Origin of the sequence: Megasphaera micronuciformis F0359, assembly GCF_000165735.1 — a bacterium.
In the GTDB taxonomy this organism is placed as follows: Bacteria; Bacillota; Negativicutes; order Veillonellales; family Megasphaeraceae; genus Megasphaera; species Megasphaera micronuciformis.
The window spans coordinates 39,444-58,297 of the sequence record NZ_GL538181.1; the positions used below are offsets into that span (position 1 = coordinate 39,444).

15 protein-coding genes are annotated in these 18,854 nt (G+C 45.6%); all 15 read right to left on the reverse strand.

The window, feature by feature from the left end:
* Window positions 1-14: 14 nt before the first annotated feature.
* The 15 genes from lpxC to HMPREF9429_RS01155 all read right to left on the reverse strand — a co-directional run bounded on the left by lpxC (window position 15) and on the right by HMPREF9429_RS01155 (window position 18,646).
* Window positions 15-881: a UDP-3-O-acyl-N-acetylglucosamine deacetylase gene (lpxC, locus tag HMPREF9429_RS01085; protein WP_006940973.1), complete on the reverse strand. Its 867-nt coding sequence runs from the start codon at window positions 879-881 to the stop codon at window positions 15-17.
* 162 nt (window positions 882-1,043) lie between these two features.
* Window positions 1,044-2,876: an excinuclease ABC subunit UvrC gene (uvrC, locus tag HMPREF9429_RS01090; RefSeq protein ID WP_006940974.1), complete on the reverse strand. Its 1,833-nt coding sequence runs from the start codon at window positions 2,874-2,876 to the stop codon at window positions 1,044-1,046.
* A 3-nt stretch (window positions 2,877-2,879) separates the two neighbouring features.
* Window positions 2,880-5,729 (reverse strand): excinuclease ABC subunit UvrA, encoded by a 2,850-nt coding sequence (uvrA, locus tag HMPREF9429_RS01095; RefSeq protein WP_006940975.1) that lies wholly within the window; start codon window positions 5,727-5,729, stop codon window positions 2,880-2,882.
* A gap of 3 nt (window positions 5,730-5,732) precedes the next feature.
* Complete coding sequence (uvrB, locus tag HMPREF9429_RS01100) at window positions 5,733-7,895, reverse strand: excinuclease ABC subunit UvrB (protein ID WP_006940976.1); 2,163 nt, start codon at window positions 7,893-7,895, stop codon at window positions 5,733-5,735.
* Window positions 7,896-8,018: 123 nt separating this feature from the next.
* On the reverse strand, window positions 8,019-9,968 hold the full coding sequence (htpG, locus tag HMPREF9429_RS01105; protein WP_040773163.1) for a molecular chaperone HtpG: 1,950 nt from the start codon (window positions 9,966-9,968) through the stop codon (window positions 8,019-8,021).
* Window positions 9,969-10,097: 129 nt separating this feature from the next.
* Window positions 10,098-11,072, reverse strand: a complete 975-nt coding sequence (gene srlE / locus HMPREF9429_RS01110; RefSeq protein ID WP_006940978.1) for a PTS glucitol/sorbitol transporter subunit IIB — start codon at window positions 11,070-11,072, stop codon at window positions 10,098-10,100.
* 7 nt (window positions 11,073-11,079) lie between these two features.
* Entirely contained in the window at window positions 11,080-11,607 is a 528-nt protein-coding gene (gene srlA / locus HMPREF9429_RS01115) for a PTS glucitol/sorbitol transporter subunit IIC (RefSeq protein ID WP_006940979.1), read from the reverse strand.
* Window positions 11,607-12,014: a transcriptional regulator GutM gene (locus tag HMPREF9429_RS01120; protein ID WP_006940980.1), complete on the reverse strand. Its 408-nt coding sequence runs from the start codon at window positions 12,012-12,014 to the stop codon at window positions 11,607-11,609. The genes srlA and HMPREF9429_RS01120 overlap by 1 nt, the downstream gene beginning before the upstream one ends.
* Window positions 12,015-12,213: 199 nt before the next feature.
* Window positions 12,214-13,185: a D-2-hydroxyacid dehydrogenase gene (locus HMPREF9429_RS01125; RefSeq protein ID WP_040773165.1), complete on the reverse strand. Its 972-nt coding sequence runs from the start codon at window positions 13,183-13,185 to the stop codon at window positions 12,214-12,216.
* Window positions 13,186-13,414: 229 nt separating this feature from the next.
* Window positions 13,415-13,612 (reverse strand): cold shock domain-containing protein, encoded by a 198-nt coding sequence (locus tag HMPREF9429_RS01130; protein ID WP_006790110.1) that lies wholly within the window; start codon window positions 13,610-13,612, stop codon window positions 13,415-13,417.
* Between the two features lie 139 nt (window positions 13,613-13,751).
* Window positions 13,752-14,240: a dihydrofolate reductase gene (locus HMPREF9429_RS01135; RefSeq protein ID WP_006940983.1), complete on the reverse strand. Its 489-nt coding sequence runs from the start codon at window positions 14,238-14,240 to the stop codon at window positions 13,752-13,754.
* A complete protein-coding gene (locus tag HMPREF9429_RS01140; RefSeq protein ID WP_040773169.1) occupies window positions 14,237-15,028 on the reverse strand; it encodes a thymidylate synthase in 792 nt (263 codons plus the stop codon). Before HMPREF9429_RS01140 ends, HMPREF9429_RS01135 begins: the two co-directional genes overlap by 4 nt.
* Before the next feature lie 4 nt (window positions 15,029-15,032).
* Entirely contained in the window at window positions 15,033-16,865 is a 1,833-nt protein-coding gene (recQ, locus tag HMPREF9429_RS01145) for a DNA helicase RecQ (RefSeq protein ID WP_006940985.1), read from the reverse strand.
* Between the two features lie 95 nt (window positions 16,866-16,960).
* Window positions 16,961-18,148: an aminotransferase-like domain-containing protein gene (locus tag HMPREF9429_RS01150; protein WP_040773172.1), complete on the reverse strand. Its 1,188-nt coding sequence runs from the start codon at window positions 18,146-18,148 to the stop codon at window positions 16,961-16,963.
* A gap of 123 nt (window positions 18,149-18,271) precedes the next feature.
* Window positions 18,272-18,646: a pyridoxamine 5'-phosphate oxidase family protein gene (locus HMPREF9429_RS01155; RefSeq protein ID WP_040773174.1), complete on the reverse strand. Its 375-nt coding sequence runs from the start codon at window positions 18,644-18,646 to the stop codon at window positions 18,272-18,274.
* Between the last annotated feature and the right edge of the window lie 208 nt (window positions 18,647-18,854).

The window sequence follows — 18,854 nt, forward strand, 5'->3', positions numbered from 1 at the left end:
TTCAATTCCTCCCGTTACATATCTTCATAAATACACTTAGCCAACAAATTGTTTAATTTATGGCTTGATTTAACAGCTATAATATGGCCCTTTAAGGGTCTGCCGATAAGGGATAAATCGCCGATAATATCCAACACCTTATGACGTACCAATTCATCATCAGACCGTAATTGAGACAAGCATGTATCCTTATCATATACGACGACGTTTTCTATTGTACCGCCCTTGCCGAGACCCAATTTACGCATCATTTCCAACTCTTCCGTAAAAGCAATCGTGCGGGCATAACAAATATCGTCGATATAAGACTGTTCCGTCACTTCACTGTCGAAAAACTGCACTCCTAACAGGGGATGGGGATTAATGGACGTAAAAGTAATACGAAATCCGTCGTAAGGTAACACGGCTATAAATTTATCATCTTCTTGCACCACCCGTTGCTTCGTTACGGCATATACATTACGCGGAGCATCCTGCTCGACAACGCCCGCCTCTTTAATCATATCGACAAAAACGGCGCTGCTGCCGTCACCTACAGGCGGTTCAGGCGAATCCATTTCGACAACACAATTGTCAATTTTCAAACCTTGCAAGGCCGATAACACATGTTCTACCGTAAATACCTTGGCTTCTCCCTTTTCCAGAGTCGTCGCACGCATCGTGTTGGTTACATACGACTGATTGGCCGGCACGGACGGGTTGCCGGGCAAGTCGGTGCGTACAAAACAAATACCTTCATTAACTCCTGCGGGCTTTAAGGTCATATGTACAGGCAATCCTGCATGAAGACCTACGCCTTCATAAAAAACAGGTTTGCCGATAGTTCTTTGTTTTTCCGAGGACACGAAAATACGCCTCCTTCCATCTAAACATACAGACATACTTCACATACTGATTAATTATATCCTATTCAGAGCTTGTTGACAAATACTCGCATGGCGGAAAGGTCGCTTTTTTTCGCATACTTTCTTCTTTGTCAATTTTTTCCCGCCTTCCATTCGTAATTTTATATAACAAAAAAGAAAGGCGCTACAACGCCTTTCTTAAGTTTTTTTGATAATCGTTCGTTTTTCATCCGTACCCAGGCGGAAAAAATAGTAAATATTTTCCGCGGCACTGCGATTCATACCGTCTACGGCAGCCAATTCGTCTATAGAGGCCGCCTTAATATCATCCAACGTCTTAAAAGCTTGCCAAACCGCTTTACGCCTTTTCGGACCGATTCCCTCAATATGATCAAGGACGGATACGAGACTTCGTTTTCCTCTCAGTTTACGGTGATACGTAATAGCGAAACGATGAGCTTCATCACGAATGGCCTGAAGCAATTGTAACTCCGGCGTATGGTGACTGAGAATAATCGATTCACTGCGACCTTCAACGAATACCTCTTCAATTCGCTTAGCTAAGCTGATGACCGGTGCGTCCGTTCCGGCCCGTCTGATAACAGGAAGTGCCGCATGTAACTGTCCCTTACCGCCGTCAATAATAATCAAGTCGGGAACGGGCCAATCTTTTTCACTGTAACGGCGTTCCATAATTTCGGCCATAGACTTAAAGTCATCCGGCTTTCCTTGTACGGTCTTTAGCTTAAACCGCCGATATTCCGATTTAGCCGGTCTTCCCTGTTCGAAAACAACCATGGACGCTACCGTTTCAATCCCTTGAGTATGGGAAATATCAAAACACTCCATGCGTACAGGCAGACACGGGAGATCGAGAACTTTTGCCAGAGCCTCTACAGCCCCTGTCGTCTTGTTCTTGTCATTCCGCCATTGCAAGCGACGTTGTTCCCAAAGTACTTTTGCATTATTTTCGGCCATTTCGAGAAGCCGTTTCTTCACTCCACGGCGGGGAATAATAATATCTACATTTCGCCCTTTTTGCACTCCCAACCGATGTTCGTAAGCCTCTTTATCTTCTACATCAGGGACGACAATTTCACGAGGTATGAAGACGCCTTCTACATAATATTGATCCAATACGGCCCCGGTAAGAGCCGCCGTCGATTCATCATTACTGTTATCAAGACTGAAGTTCTCCCGCCCCATAAGCTTGCCGCCGCGAATGGTATAAATCTGCACGGCCGTTTTATCTCCTTCGGCATAAAAACCTATAACGTCCGTATCGCCTGCACCGGTAGTAACAATATCCTGTTGTTCCTGAATGATTTTTAAAGCTGCCAGTTGATCCCTATACATAGCCGCCTTTTCAAACTGCTCCGCCGTAGCGGCCGCCTCCATCTTATCCTGTAACTCCCTGTAGAGAGTCTTGTTGCGACCTTCCAGGGCATCCACAGCCAGTCGGGCCTGTTTCTGATAAGCAGTCTTGCTTATATAGTTTACACAGGGAGCCTCACAATGTCCTAAATGGTACTGCAAACACGGCCGTTCCACCTTCATGGAACGACACGTCCGCAAATGTAAGGCCGTCTGCATCAACTTCAGAACGCGATGAACCGCCCCGGCATCGGCGAAGGGTCCGAAGTAACGGGCTCCGTCCCGTAAGACGCGTCTTGTCATAAAAACACGAGGATATTCTTCATTAAGCGTCACTTTAATATAGGGATAGGTCTTATCATCACGCAACATAATGTTATAACGCGGATGATGCTTTTTTATAAGCGTATTTTCTAAAATCAGTGCTTCCGCTTCGTTGGCGACGACAATTGTTTCCAAGTCGACGGCATGACTCATCATGGCCGCCACCTTGACAGCCCTGTTCGAGTCCTTGCGCACATAACTTTTGACACGATTGCGTAGATTAACGGCCTTGCCTACGTAAATGATCCGTCCCTTTTCGTCCTTCCATAAATACACGCCGGGTTCGGTAGTCAGTTCTTTAATTTTTTCCAACACGTCTTCACGGACGGCCATGACTTACCTCTTCTTTTTCATCAATTTTTTCGTACGTTCCAAAACAGGGGCTAAAAACTTACCTGTATACGAGGCCGCAACCCTGCACACTTCTTCAGGTGTGCCCGTAGCTACTATCGTACCGCCTCCGTTGCCGCCTTCAGGCCCCAAGTCGATAAGGTAATCCGCGACTTTAATAACATCCAGATTATGCTCAATAACAACGACGGTATCCCCTCCGTTGACAAGCAATTGCAACACATTCATAAGCTTATGAATATCCGCACTGTGTAACCCCGTAGTCGGTTCATCGAGAATATATAAGGTCCGACCCGTACTACGTTTTGACAATTCCGTAGCCAGTTTGACACGCTGAGCCTCGCCGCCCGATAAGGTTGTCGCCGGCTGCCCCAAACGTATATACCCGAGTCCCACGTCTTGCAAAGACTTCAACTTGTTCAGCACTCGCGGCACGTTGGCAAAAAACTCAACTCCTTCGTCCACCGTCATATCGAGGACTTCGGAAATGTTTTTACCCTTATACTTCACTTCCAGCGTCTCTCTATTATAACGGGCACCGTGGCATACTTCGCACGGCACATATACGTCCGGCAAAAAGTTCATTTCAATGCGAATGATACCGTCACCGCGACAAGCTTCGCAACGACCGCCTTTAACATTGAAACTGAAACGCCCCGCCTTATAGCCGCGAATCTTGGCTTCCGCCGTCTGACTGAAAAGTTGACGAATAAAGTCGAAAACCCCCGTATACGTAGCCGGATTAGAACGAGGAGTCCTCCCGATAGGAGCCTGATCTATATTAATAATTTTATCGATATATTCCGTTCCCTTAATGGCCTTAAATTCACCCGGACGATGCGGCGTCCCGTAAACCGCCTCTGCCATTCCTTTGTAAAGAATTTCATTGACCAGAGTAGATTTACCGGAACCGCTGACACCGGTTACAACCGTAAGCGTGCCTACGGGAATTCGTACATCTATATTCCGTAAGTTGTTTTCTTTCGCGCCTTGAATCTCAATAAACGTACCGTTACCGACTCGTCTTTTTTCCGGCAAAGGAATAAATCTCTTGCCCGATAAATACTGCCCGGTTAACGATTCAGGGCATTTCATAATTTCCGCCGCCGTTCCCTGCGCCACGACACGGCCGCCATGTTCTCCCGCAGCCGGCCCGATATCGACAATACAATCGGCAGCATGCATCGTGTCCTCGTCATGCTCAACGACAATCAAAGTATTTCCCGCATCACGCAGGTGTTTAAGCGCCGACAGGAGTCTGTCATTGTCCCGCTGATGCAACCCGATGGACGGTTCGTCCAGAATATACAGGACTCCCACCAAACCGGCTCCGATTTGAGTCGCCAGTCGAATACGTTGGGCTTCACCGCCCGACAAAGTGCCGGCCGTTCGTGCCAATGTCAGATAATCGAGACCAACGGTAGCCAAAAAAGACAACCGTGCACGAATTTCTTTTAACACTTGTTTACCGATGAGAGCCTGCTTTTCCGTTAACTGCAGATCGTCAAAGAAGGTAATCATCCGGCTTACTGTAAGCTCCGTCAATTCATGAATATCCAGGCCGCCGACCTTAATGGCCAGCGCCTCGGGGCGAAGCCGCGAACCGTGGCAAGCCGAACACGGCTTAACGGACATGAACTCCTCAAACTGATCTCGCATCATATCGGTAGATGCCTCTTTATAACGGCGCCGCACCATGGGAATAATCCCTTCAAAAGGTGTGGTAAAGGTCTTTACTTCTCCTCTTAAATTTTCATAGTCAAAGGTGCATTCTTCTTCCGACCCGTTCATGACCTTGTCTTGAGTTTCTTCATCCAAATCGGCAAAGGTATTCTCCAAGGAATAGCCGTGTCCCGCCAACAATCCTCCGAGCTGCCTCATAAACCAGGAATTGGGGTTATTGCTTAAAGCCGCAACAGCACCGTCCAGAAAAGTTTTATGTTCATCGGGTAAAACAAGTTTCCGGTCCACTTCCATCGTGCTGCCGATGCCGGAGCAGGCCGGGCAAGCTCCGAAAGGGCTGTTAAATGAAAACAGTCGCGGTTCGATTTCCGGTAAGCTGACATGGCAATCGGGGCAAGCAAAGTTTTGGCTGAACGTAAAAACTTCCCGAGTATCAACCTTCAGCACATGTACAATACCGTCGCTTAAAGCGGCGGCCGTTTCCAATGAATCGGTAAGACGTGTCTCGATTTCTTTCTTTACAACCAAGCGATCCACGACGACTTCAATCGTATGTTTTTTATTCTTATCAAGATGAATATCGTCGGATAACAAATAAATTTCTCCGTCTACACGTACACGCACATACCCGTCTTTAACAAGCCTTTCCAAAAGCTTTTGATGAGTTCCTTTGCGGCCGTCAACAACAGGTGCCATGACCATGATTTTCTGTCCGGTTCCCAAGGCCAGGACAGAATCGGTCATCTGTTCTATAGTCTGCTGACGAATGGGTTTACCGCACGACGGACAAAAGGCTTCACCTGCACGAGCATAAAGAAGGCGAAGATAATCATAAATTTCCGTAACCGTTCCGACAGTGGAACGGGGATTGCGGCTGGTTGTCTTCTGGTCGATGGAAATAGCCGGAGATAAGCCTTCAATGTAGTCTACATCAGGCTTATCCATTTGTCCCAAAAACTGCCGTGCATAGGCTGACAGAGACTCTATATAACGCCTCTGCCCTTCCGCATAAATCGTGTCAAAGGCCAAGGATGACTTTCCCGACCCGGAAAGTCCCGTAATGACAACGAATTTATCACGCGGCAATACGAGATCTATGTTTTTTAAGTTGTGCTGTCTGGCACCTTTTATAATAATTTTCGCTTCAGACATACCTCAGTCCTTACTCCTCTTCATTGACTTTCCTTTTTCTACGGCCTCACTCTTACGACGGCGTGCCGACGGATGGCGAACCTTACGAACCGTGCGTGCCGACGGCATATCGGCCTGTCCGGCCAATTCTTTCGGTAACGTGTCGTCATGACTCATTTGCGACAGTTCTTGTCGTAACCGTCCCAGGCGATCTCTTATTTCCGCCGCCTTTTCAAATTCCAACTGCCTTGACGCCTTTTTCATTTCCTGAGTCAATGAGTGAATGACCTTGTGCAAGGCTTCTTTAGTAAGCAATTCATCGGCAGCTCCGTAGCCTTTTTCTTCTTCACTCACCTTCGTCAGTTCAATTAAGTTTACAACCTCTTTCTTAACCGACTTGGGTGTAATATGGTGCTCCTTATTATAGGCTTCCTGCACGGCCCGACGACGTTCCGTTTCGTCCATAGCCCGTTGCATGGATCCCGTTACCGTATCGGCATACATGATAACGGTGCCGTGTTCGTTACGAGCCGCTCGCCCCATAGTCTGTATCAAAGCCGTGTCGGATCTTAAAAAGCCTTCCTTATCCGCATCGAGAATAGCGACTAACGAGACTTCCGGCATATCCAGCCCTTCGCGCAACAAGTTAATGCCGACGAGAACATCAAATACGCCCGCCCGTAAATCACGAATGATTTCGGCCCGTTCTATAGTAGCAATATCCGAGTGCAAATACCGCACAAGAATACCCGTTTCCTTTAAAAATTCAGTCAAATCTTCCGCCATTTTTTTAGTCAGCGTCGTTACTAAAACTCGTTCTTTCTTTTCAATGCGCTTGCGAATTTCACCGAGCAAATCGTCCATCTGCCCCGTAACGGGGCGGACCTCCACCTTCGGGTCCAGAAGTCCTGTAGGCCGAATGATTTGCTGGGCCAAATTGGTCTGTACTTCCATCTCATAGTCACCGGGCGTCGCACTGACATAGACAATCTGATTAATCCGTTCCGTAAACTCATCAAAATTCAAAGGTCTGTTATCCTTAGCCGACGGAAGTCTGAACCCGTATTCGACAAGAGACTCCTTACGTGACTGATCGCCTGCATACATAGCTCTAAGCTGCGGTATGGTAACATGCGATTCGTCGATGAGAATCATAAAATCGTCGGGAAAGTAATCAAGCAAGGTATACGGTGCTTCTCCGGCCTTGCGGCCCGACAAATGCCGAGAATAGTTTTCTATGCCCGAACAATATCCCATTTCTTCCATCATTTCCATATCATACCGCGTACGTTGTTCCAAGCGCTGTGCTTCCAACAGCCGTTCCCGGCTCTTCAAATATTGCAATCTTTCTTTCAACTCTTCGCTGATTGTACCGAGTGCTCTTTGCATCTTTTCCTTCGTCGTTACGTAATGACTGGCAGGATAGACGGCTATATGCTTTCGTTCAGCCAAAACTTCCCCTGTCAGCACATCCACTTCCGTCATGCGATCGATTTCATCACCGAACATTTCGATACGAATGACGGAACTGTCGAAAGCCGCCGGAAAGACTTCAATCGTGTCCCCGTGTACGCGAAAGGTACCGCGCTGTAAATCTAAATCGTTTCGTGTATATTGAATGTCCACGAGTTTTCGTAAAATTTCAGTTTGAGATTTCTCCTGCCCTAAACGCAGGGACAGTACCAAATCACTGTAATCTTCCGGGTCACCCAAGCCGTATATACACGATACGGAAGCGACTATAATCACGTCACGCCGTTCGAAAAGACTCATCGTCGCCGAATGACGCAGCTTATCTATTTCATCGTTAATGGCCGAATCCTTTTCAATATATGTATCCGTTGTAGGGATATAGGCTTCCGGCTGGTAATAGTCATAGTAGCTGACAAAATAGCCCACTTCATTATCCGGAAAAAAAGCCTTGAATTCACTGCATAATTGGGCTGCCAAGGTTTTATTGTGAGCAATGATTAACGTAGGCTTTTGAACCCGCTCAATCAGTTTGGCCATCGTATATGTCTTACCGGTTCCCGTGGCTCCCAATAATACTTGAGCCCACTGCCCGCTTTCAATACCGTGTGCCAATGAATCTATGGCTGCCGGCTGATCTCCCGTAGGTTCAAAGGGAGATTCAACGCGAAAAGGCCGAGACCGATCATAATCTTTATTTCTTTCTTCTACATTCATAAACTGATGCTCCGTTTCTTTACGAAACTATACTTCGTAAGTCTTATTATTTTAGCACAAGACCGAACATATGTACACGCAAACGGGTAAAAAAACGGAGCGGCTACGAACCGCTCCGTCAACTTATTTAGCCATCATTTTTGCAAGGCGTTGCGCAAAGACAACAGGATCTTCCGGCATAATTCCTTCCAACAATAGTGCCTGATCGTATAAGAGTTCACTGTACTCTTTGAATGCATCCTCGTTCGTTTCTCCGTCATGTAAAGTCTTCAGTTTATTGAATAATTCATGATGAGGATTGATTTCCAAAATACGCCGTGCCTTCATAAACGGATTATCCGCACCGGCAAAAGCCTGTTCCATGGCTACAGACGGCCCTGCCGCATCGGCCACGAGGCAAACGGCACCGCTTTTTAACCGATTGGAAAGGCGTACATCCACCACTTTCGATTCCAAGGCTTTTTTCATGTCTTGTAACAGACCTTCATTATCTTTAGCCAAGTCTTCGTTTTTCTTTTTTTCTTCCTTAAATGTATCGTCATCCAAGTCCAAATCACCGCGGCTTACAGAATGGAAGGACTTGCCGTCGTATTCATGAAGAGCCTCAATGGCGAATTCATCTACGGGGTCAAAAAGATACAATACATCCAAGTCTCGATCCTTCAGCAATTCCGTCTGCGGCAAAGCATCAATGCCTTCCTTGTCTTTACCTACAGCATAATAAATCTTCTGCTGCCCGTCCTTCATAGCCTCTACATATTCTTTCAAGGTAACGAGACGACCTTGACGAGCCGAATAAAAGAGTACCAAGTCCTTAAGCTTGTCCGCATTGTTTTCTCCGGTCATCATACCGCTGTAAATGCCGATTTTAATCGACTTTCCGAACTCGTTCCAGAACTTTTCGTATTCAGGACGTTCTTTTTCCGCCTTTCGAGCCAGCGTTTTTAAAATAGTCTTTTCCAAATTCTTACCGATAACTTTTAAATTGCGGCTTTGTTGCAACATTTCACGCGAAATATTGAGGGACAGGTCGGGAGAATCGACAAGCCCCTTGACAAACCGCAAGTATTCGGGAAGTAAATCTTTGCACTTATCCATAATAAATACATGACGTGAATACAATTGAATGCCCGGTTCATAATCACTGTAATACAGATTCATAGGAGCACTGCCGGGAATGAACAAAAGTGCCGTGTATTCAACCGTTCCTTCAGCCTTTGTATGGAATACTTCCATAGGCTTTTCCCATTCATAGAACTGATGACGGAAAAAGTCGGCATATTCTTCATCCTTAATATCCGACTTGTTCCGAGTCCACAAGGGTTGCATGGAGTTCAAAGTCTTCAATTCCGTTTTTTCAATCGGATCAGCTCCTTCAACGGGCTGACCGTCTTCATTTTTCGGTACTTCTTTTACCGTTACATTCATCATAATGGGATAGCGAATATAGTCGGAGTACTTTTTAACTAATTCGGAAAGGCGACTTTCATCAAGGAAATCATCCTCACCTGTTGTAAATTCATCTTTCAATTCCAGTACGACAGCCGTCCCGTGATGTTTAACATCGCATTCCGTTAAGGTGTATGAACCGTCACCCGTAGATTTCCAGCAATATCCGGTATCCGTACCGGCCTTTCTGGTCAAGACCGTAACGGCTTTAGCAACCATAAATGCCGAGTAAAAGCCGACGCCGAACTGACCGATTAATTCCTTGTCCGATACGTTTTCACTATCTTCTTTTTCCGCTTTCAAACGTTCCAAAAAGGCCTTAGTCCCTGACCGGGCAATAGTGCCGATATTGGCTTTAATATCTTCCTTGTCCATACCGATACCGTTGTCGGCAACAGTCAAAGTTTTCTTATCCTTATCTATGGCCAGTCGAATAGAAAATTCCGTATCGCCTTCCAATAAATCGCGATTCGTCAATGCTTCATAATGTAATTTATCAATAGCATCGGAGCCGTTGGAAATCAATTCACGCAGAAATATTTCACGGTTTGTATAAATAGAATGAATCATAAGATCCAATAATTGTTTTGTTTCAGCCTGAAACTCATATCTTTCTTCAGCCACTTTTCAAAACTCCCTTCTATGTAAGCATACTTTTCTTTATGCTCATCTATCATACCTCATAAAGGGCAAAAAGTCAAAGTCGCCTAAACAATAAAAATTCCGTCTCCCCTGGAGGAAGACGGAAAGAGTCTAATACAAGCCTACCGATGCGGCATAGGCCAATAATACGGCCAAAGGACCTGTAATCATGCGTGAATACAAGACGGCAGGCACGCCCAGTTCGATGGTTTCCGGTTCCGCTTCACCAAGACTCAGGCCGACAGGAATAAAGTCGGCGCCGACTTGTGCATCAATGGCAAAGAGAGCCGGCAGAGCATATTGCGGAGGGATATGCCCCAAACCGATTTCCGCTCCTAAAAGCGTACCTATAACCTGTGCAATAACCGCTCCCGGGCCGAGGACAGGTGAAATAAAAGGGAGAGCACACACGAGTGCCAAGATCAACATCCCCGGCAAGGATGCGGCGACGGGAGAAATGGTAACAGCTACAACATTACCGACACCCGTAGCCGTAATAATTCCTAAAATCATGCTGACAAAGGCCATAAAAGGTAAAATACTTTTGATGGTTATATCGATAGATTCTCTACCGGCAGCATAAAATTTATTGACCACCTGGCCGATGCCGATGCCCATCCGGGTCACTATGTTAGCCGATGACTGCCGCACTTTTTCAGGTTCCTTGCTCGCCGATACGGAGGCAGCTTCTTTTGCCGCTTCGCGCACGACAGCCTCTTTACTTGCATAAGCAAGACACTGCGGCGTCACACCCGATACGTATAAGTCTTCGGTTATATATTTACTCAAAGGCCCGCTACGCCCGACGGGAACCACGTTAATCGTGTGAATGCCCTTCCGGGGATAAACACCGCACCGTGCCGTACCTCCGCAATCAATCACGACGGCCAGAATTTCCGAGTCATTGACTCCTGTCGTAAAACCGTCGACAACTTCACACCCCGATAATTCACCGAGTTGCTTGGCAATAGGGTGAATCCCGCCTCCGGTCACGCTGAGAATAATATGTCGTTGCGCGGTAGGTATCAGTGTAATCGGACCGCCCCAACCGCCGGCGCCTTTACAAACAACTACTGATTTATACATGTGTCACCTATACCTTTCGTCCCGCTTTACGATTCATGTATATATAAATTCGTTCCGTAATGATTCCGCGTAAAAAGATAACTACTATGCCGATAAGAAAGTAGCGAACCGCTAAATCCCCCAAAGGATATCCCAGTGCCTGAATACCCGCAGCAATACCCATGTACACGAAAAGTTCGCCTCCGTTGGCATGAGGAAAGAGTCCCGTGACAGGGTGCACAAAGCTTACCTGGGCATCATAAAAAGCCGGCTTATATTTTTCTTCTACAAAACGCCCGAAAGTAAAGCACATGGGGCTCGTTAAGAAGATAACGGATAAAACGGGTGCTAACGTATAGCGTGTAAGTTTATACTTTGTCGCTTTTCGGGCAAATCCGTAAAACCGCTGCTCTCCTATGAGCTTAATCAATGAGTTGACGGCCGTCATTAAAACGACTACAAGAGGGATAATTCCCGTAACAAAGCCTGTAAATATTTGCGCCCCTGCCTTGAACAAGTCGATAAATGAATTGGCATACATGGCAATAAATTCCATTATCTCTTGACCTCCTCACCGGCAATCTGTTCCGCCAATTTTTCTTCCAAGGCGTCCAAAGCCGCAATATACCCGCTGTACTCGTCTCGTGCTTCTTCATTACCGGCTTTAAGTCGAGCGTTTACATCATAAATGGATTGGCCGTTCCACTTCCCGTACTCCTTAAAACTATTAAAAACCGTAATTCCTCTCATCAACTCTCCCCCTGTAATCCTTCCTTGCGAATCACAGGCCAGGAGCACTACATAACCGGGACCTACCTTCCGCTTTTTAGTGCCTACACCGACGTTCCCTTTTTTATGAAGTCGTTTCAAAGCCTCATTAAATGATTTTATTTGAAACTTGGCCCCCAAAATCTGTCCTCCTATAAGTAGACAGACCATAATAAAAAACAAAATAATTTTCATGTTTTCCCGTCTCCTGCTCGTATATTGTCGTAATTACGGTACATACTCCGTATAGAATATCATTATTTTTATATTATTTCAATGAATTTTTATTATTGAAATTTTGTAAACATAATGTACTTTCGTCAATATAAAATACGGGGCTTCACTCGTCAGCCTCGTACCTGACAAGCAAAGTCCCGTATTTGCAAAACCTTTCTTATTTACCGTAGCCGCTTTGACGATCTACTTCATGTTCTAATGCTTTTCCCGCTAAAAAAAGTTCTAAATTTCGAGCGGCAATTTGAATAATGCGATTATGGGTATATTCCAAATGTAATCCGCCCGATACATGCGGTGTAATATAAATTCCCGGCGTATGCCAAAGGCGATGACCTTGCGGTAAAGGTTCAGGTTCGGTTACGTCTAATGCCGCCCCTGCCAACCTGCCTGTCGCTACGGCATCACACAAAGCGTCACTGTCTACAACATTGCCGCGACCGGCATTGATAAACCAAGAGTGTTTTTTCATCTTTCCCAATCGCTCTTTCGTAAACAGCCCTGCCGTTTCCGGCGTATCGGGCAACACACAGGCAACGACCTGTGCCTGTGGCAGGAGACTGTCCAAGTCATCAAGCGTAGCTACCGCATCCGCCCCGTCAAGTCCCTTCGTAAGACGACGCCGCACAGCCGTAATACGGGCCCCCATTCCTTTCAAGATCCGTCCGAACGTGGCTCCTATATCGCCGTATCCCACAACCAGAACTTTTGCCCCGAAAACACTCTGAACCGGTCCTTCATCGTGCCAACGTTCGACCTTTTGATTGTCGTAGTAAGCAGGCAGTCGTTTCATCATCATTAAGAGCTGTGCCGCCATATGTTCCGCCACGGCCACTCCGTACGCCCCCGTCGCATTGGTTAAAAGAACGTCTTTACCGACGACATCGACATAGCTCCCTACTCCGGCACTGTTCAGCTGTAACCATTTAAGCTTTTCAGCCTGCTTTAACAGGTGCGGGTCCGCATTCCCGATAATAACGTCGGCATCATTTATGACATCCCGTTCCACAGGAATAGACAACCCGGTACCTTCTATACTGTCCCCGACATATACAAAAGTATGTCCCGGTGCGATTTTTTCCAACAGTTTTTTATGTGCCTCCGTTACGGCACAAGTCACAACGATTTTCACGGAAGTCTCCTTTCTTATAGACATACATCACTATGTATAACTTCAAATCATAATTCCGTTTTCGCATTTATTTGATTCTTTCTAATTATAGTGCTCTTTTATATTTGAAACAAGGGCTGCCTTTTTTTAGCCGGATCGTGTAATAAAGACCGCCCTTCAATCCTTTACGGGCATACAAACAAAAAAAGACGGTAACCGAAGTTACCGTCATAAAGGTCGTTACCGTAGTTTACGCTTTTGTTACGTTAGCTGCCTGAGGGCCACGAGCGCCGTCTACGATATCGAATTCAACTTCTTGACCTTCAGTCAAAGACTTGAAGCCGTCTTCCTGAATGGCAGAGAAGTGAACGAATACGTCGCCGCCGTCTTCTCTTTCAATGAAGCCATAACCTTTTTCTGCACTAAACCATTTTACTTTACCTTGCATGACACAATCCTCCTAAGATAAAAACTTCCAGCTATCTTGCTAGCTATGGCCTAAGTGTAACATAGTTATAATCCAGTGTCAACGAATATTTCCAATGTATGCATGTAATAAAAATTCGATAATCAATCTATTTATCGGCTTATTTTCGAACATAATCAATAAAGGAATATGCATATTTATTACTCAACGTTTTTTCAAAGTCATGCCTATCAGTCATAGCCCACTCATTTTTATTTTCTTGCGGGAAATAGGTATCGGCCGCGAATTCTTCATGAATTTCCGTAATGTACATTCGCTGTGCCAAGGGCAAAAAAGATTCGTAAACCGAAGCTCCTCCAATGACGAAATATTCCTTGTCCTCCACCAGAGAAGCACATACATCTTCTACAGAATGATATACATCGATACCGTCATGAGACTGTTTGTAGTCTTTCTGTGACGTAATTACCATATGTCTGCGATTCGGCAAAAGCCCCGGCAAACTTTCAAACGTTTTGCGCCCCATGATTAAATCATGTCCTGTCGTCAAGGCCTTAAATCGTTTCAAGTCCGCTGAAATATGGCACAGTAAATCTCCGTCCTTACCGATGCCGCCGTTTTTATCTCGCGCTACAATCAAAGAAATCATACAGCGACCTCCATGGGCAATTTCCCCTTGTGCGTATACCCTTCCAGGCGGATATTTTCAGGCCTAAATTCATAAAAATCTGTGATTCCTTCATCAATGACCAGCTGCGGTGCCGGTAACGCTTCCCGGCGTCTCGCCAACTGCGTTTTCAAAGCTTCTACATGATTTTCGTAAATGTGTGCATTATTGATGACATGAGTAAACAAGCCGGGCCGCAACCCGACAGAACGTGCAATCAGGTGAACAAGAACGGCATACTGAGTCATATTAAACGGAATTCCCAAGCCCATATCCCCGCTTCGTTGTACAAGCATGCAGTTCAATCGGCCATCGGATACATCCCATAAGGTCTGATAAGCGCAAGGCTGCAGAGCCATATCAGGTAAATCTTCAATATTCCACAAAGAAACGATCATGCGTCGATTTTGCGGATCCGTCCGCAATTGATCCAAAAGCGTATCCACCTGTTTATATTTGCGAATCTGGTACCCGTAGGCCTTACCGATCGTCCCGTCTTCACGCATCCATTCATCCCATACATGACAGTTCATCTTTTGCAATTCTCGCACATCATTACTCTGCAGCTGCCAAATCCACAGCAGCTCCTTTACAGCCGTCTTGAAGGCGACAAATTTTGTCGTTAAAATGGGAAACTCTTTTTCCAAGTCGAATTGCATCATCTGATGAGGCAGTTTATAGGTCCGAATACCCGTTCTGTTCTGATCGAAGTAACCGTGCTCCAGAATATTTTCTACAATATTCAAATATTGTTCATCTGCCAAACTCATAAAATCAGTCATCCTTTCCGTCACTTACAATAATATCAAGAAACGCAGGCCCGTATTTATGTAATTTAAAGTCGCCTATCCCCTTTATACTGTGCAATTCTTCAAGTGTTGACGGCCTTTGTTCCGCCAACTCCCAAAGCGTTACGTCGGAGAAAATGACAAAGGGCGGAATATGTTCTTTCCGTGCCGTCTCATATCGAAGTTGTTGTAACTTCGTAAATAAGGGACGCAATCGTTCCTCATCGTAAATCTTACGCATGCTCCGCTTATGTACGGCTCTTGCCGGCACCGAGTCCTCCATCTTAAGCACACGCATTACGGGAGCACTCTTACCCGGCCCCAGCAAAGCTCTGCCGGCCGCAGCCAAAGACAAGACGGGGTACTTGCCTGTCGCCACTGATAAATAGTTGCGACTTACGGCATAGCGAATCAACGCCGCCATATCGGCCGCCGAATAATCACCGAGCATACCGAAAGACGCATTTCGTTCAAAGCCGTATTGCCTGATTTTTTCCGTCACCGTTCCGCGCAAGACGGACGACACGACAGTCTGACCGAAACGCCCCTTTAATTCATCTACACACATACAAATGAGTTTTACTTCCCGAGTTATGTCTTCATCCGTTGTTTCGGCATCACAGTTTCCACAGTTTCCGCACTCTTCATATTTTACAGTTTCACCGAAGTACTCCAAAATCGCACGCCGTAAACACGAAGAGGCTTCACAATAATCGACCATTCGATTCATTAAAACCGTGTCATTCTTTTTCTGCTCTTCATCAGTTGATGATACATCGATTAAAAACTTCTGAACCATAATATCGCCGCGCGTAAAAAGAAGGATACATTCCCCCGGAGCCCCGTCTCGTCCGGCACGCCCGGCCTCTTGGTAATAACTTTCCATATTTTTCGGCATTTGCCAATGAATGACAAAGCGAACATTGCTTTTGTCAATTCCCATGCCGAAAGCATTGGTCGCCACAATCAGCTCAATACGGTCATAGGTAAAATCTTCCTGTACACGTCTTCGCTCTTCATCTGTCAGACCGGCATGATAACGGCCGACCTTAAAGCCGTTCTTACGCAGCATATCGTATACCTTGTCCGTCTCCTTGCGCGTGGCGGCGTAAATGATACCGCTTTCCTTCTTATGTTCATCCAAATAAGAAATGAGAAAGTCCGTCTTTCGTGCCGTCTTGATAACACGAAAATATAAATTGGGCCGATCAAAACCGCCTACCAAAACCAGAGGATTTTTCAATCCCAGAAGATTCAACATATCCTGTTTAACGTATTCCGTTGCCGTGGCTGTAAAAGCTCCTACAACAGGACGTTGCGGTAACGACTCGATCCAGTCTTTTATCAACCGATAACCGGGGCGAAAATCATGGCCCCACTGGGATACACAATGAGCTTCGTCGACAATAACGGCCGACACGGTTACACTTTTCATGACGGCTGTGAAATACTCGTTTTGTAATCGTTCGGGCGATATATACAAAAGTTTTACTTTTCCCTGCCGCAAAAGAAAAAAGCGTTTATTCGCTTCTTCTACCGTACACCGACTGTCAATACTCGTCGCCCCGATTTCTTGTGCTTGCAGAGCATCCACCTGGTCTTTTATCAAAGACAACAGCGGCGAGATAACTACCGTTACCCCCTTACTCATTAAGGCCGGTATTTGAAAGCACAGAGATTTTCCCGCTCCCGTCGGCATAATGGCCAATACGTCCCGATGCGTCGAGAGTGCTTCTATGACCTCTTCCTGCCCGGGGCGAAAGGATGTATATCCGAAATACTGTTGTAATATATCCGTCGCTTTCATGCCCTCACCCATGCCGCTTCCATTCAAACGGCAAAAAAAGACTGTAATAAAATGTGTATATACATTTTATTACAGTCCCTTGCTTAAGGCAATGCTACATAGCGCCTTTACTTATCCAACTCTTCGTGCAACAATTCTCCCAGGCGTTTTACCCCTTCAACAATGCGATCTTCCGTCATATTCGAATAGTTGAGACGGAAATGGTTAACTTCTCCTTCGTTGGGATAGAAAATGACTCCCGGAACATAGGCTACATTTTTGGCAATAGCCTTCCGCATTAAAGCCTTGGCATCAATTCCTTCAGGCAAGGTAACCCACGTAAAGAGGCCTCCCTGAGGTCGATTAAACTTAACTTCTTGGGGGAAATATTTTTCCATGGAGTCGCACATTAAATCACGACGTTTGGCATACAAATCCGTAATCTGCTTAATATGTGCCTCCATATCATACATCTTGCAGAAGTAAGCGGCCTGCCGCTGACCGAATGTAGACGTGCCGATGTCGACGGATTGCTTAACCTTAACAAACTTATCGACAACGTCGTCAGGAGCCACAATCCAGCCTAAGCGAAAACCGGGCATAAACGTTTTGGAGAAAGACCCCATAAAGACAACCTTACCCTGAGTATCCATAGATTTCAAAGACGGTAATTTATCGATACCGTAACGAATTTCACCGTACGGATTATCTTCAAGAACGACGACATCGTATTTATTAATGACATCCATAAAGGCCTTACGGCGTTCAACAGGCCATGTAATGCCCGTCGGATTCTGGAATTCGGGAATGACGTAAATCATGCGAATGGAATCGTCTGAAGCCAAGACTTTTTCCAACTCTTCAACAACAATGCCGTTTTCATCTGTCGAAACGGTGGTATATCGCGGACCGGACGGATCGAAAGCCATGATGGCACCCATGTAAGTCGGGCTTTCCATGAGAACTGTATCCCCTTTATCAAGCAAAATCTGGGCTAAAATAAAGAGTGCTTGTTGAGATCCTGTCGTAATAACAATATTATCGGGAGTGCAGTCAACGAAGAACTTATCTTTCATACGAGCCGCCAGTTGTTCGCGTAACAAATCATAGCCCTGTGTAGGCCCGTACTGAACGGCTTGACGTCCCTGTTCCGTATAAATGGCTTCGTCTACCTTTTTCATTTCTTCAATCGGAAAAAGTTCCGGTGCAGGCAAACCGCCGGCAAAGGAAATAACTTCCGGCTTTTGAGTCAATGCCAAAATTTCAGCAATATCGTCAGCCTGTAATGTTTGTGCAAATGTAGAAAAACGTGCCATAATGCAATCACCCCTAAACATAAATATCTTTAACGATTACGTAAAAGTATACCACCATGCAAATCTATGAGCAATGCGAAAGTTTAAAAAAAGACCTCCCGAAGAGGTCTTTCTTAATTTATTTTAGAGTAACTGTTTTGCTTCTTCTACTTTTATTTCCAACACTTTTCGCAAGAAGGAGAACTGCTTTTTCATCATCTCATAGTCCTCACCTTCGTCTATGAGCTTGGCCGTACCGGTAATGCGAAATCCCGTACCCTGATATCCGTTAAACCCTTCCACTTCTCTGGCACCGACGGTAAGGATGATCCTATTGTTTACATTCAAGTCCGTTTCCGTACTGTTCATACCGGCAGCCGGAATAAGCAATCGATCATCATCTTTTTCAACGATGTACGTATTCCATGTATTGTTTACATGCGGACCCTCAGGCGTCCATGTCGTAAGTGATACAACCCCTTCATAACTCAAGACATCGTGTAATTTTTCCGGTAACATATTTTTCTTCCTTTCCCTCATAGCCGTTCGTAACACGGCACTCCTTCAACAATCACTAATAGGAGGATTATACACTAAGGAAACGGCTTAGGCAACATACGGCGGCCTACAATAGAACTTCATCTCCCCCTAAGGGTTCTCGTATATTCTTCATCGGGGCGCTATGTTGAATATTAATTGTAGTGTATCAAGACATTTGTGACAAGGA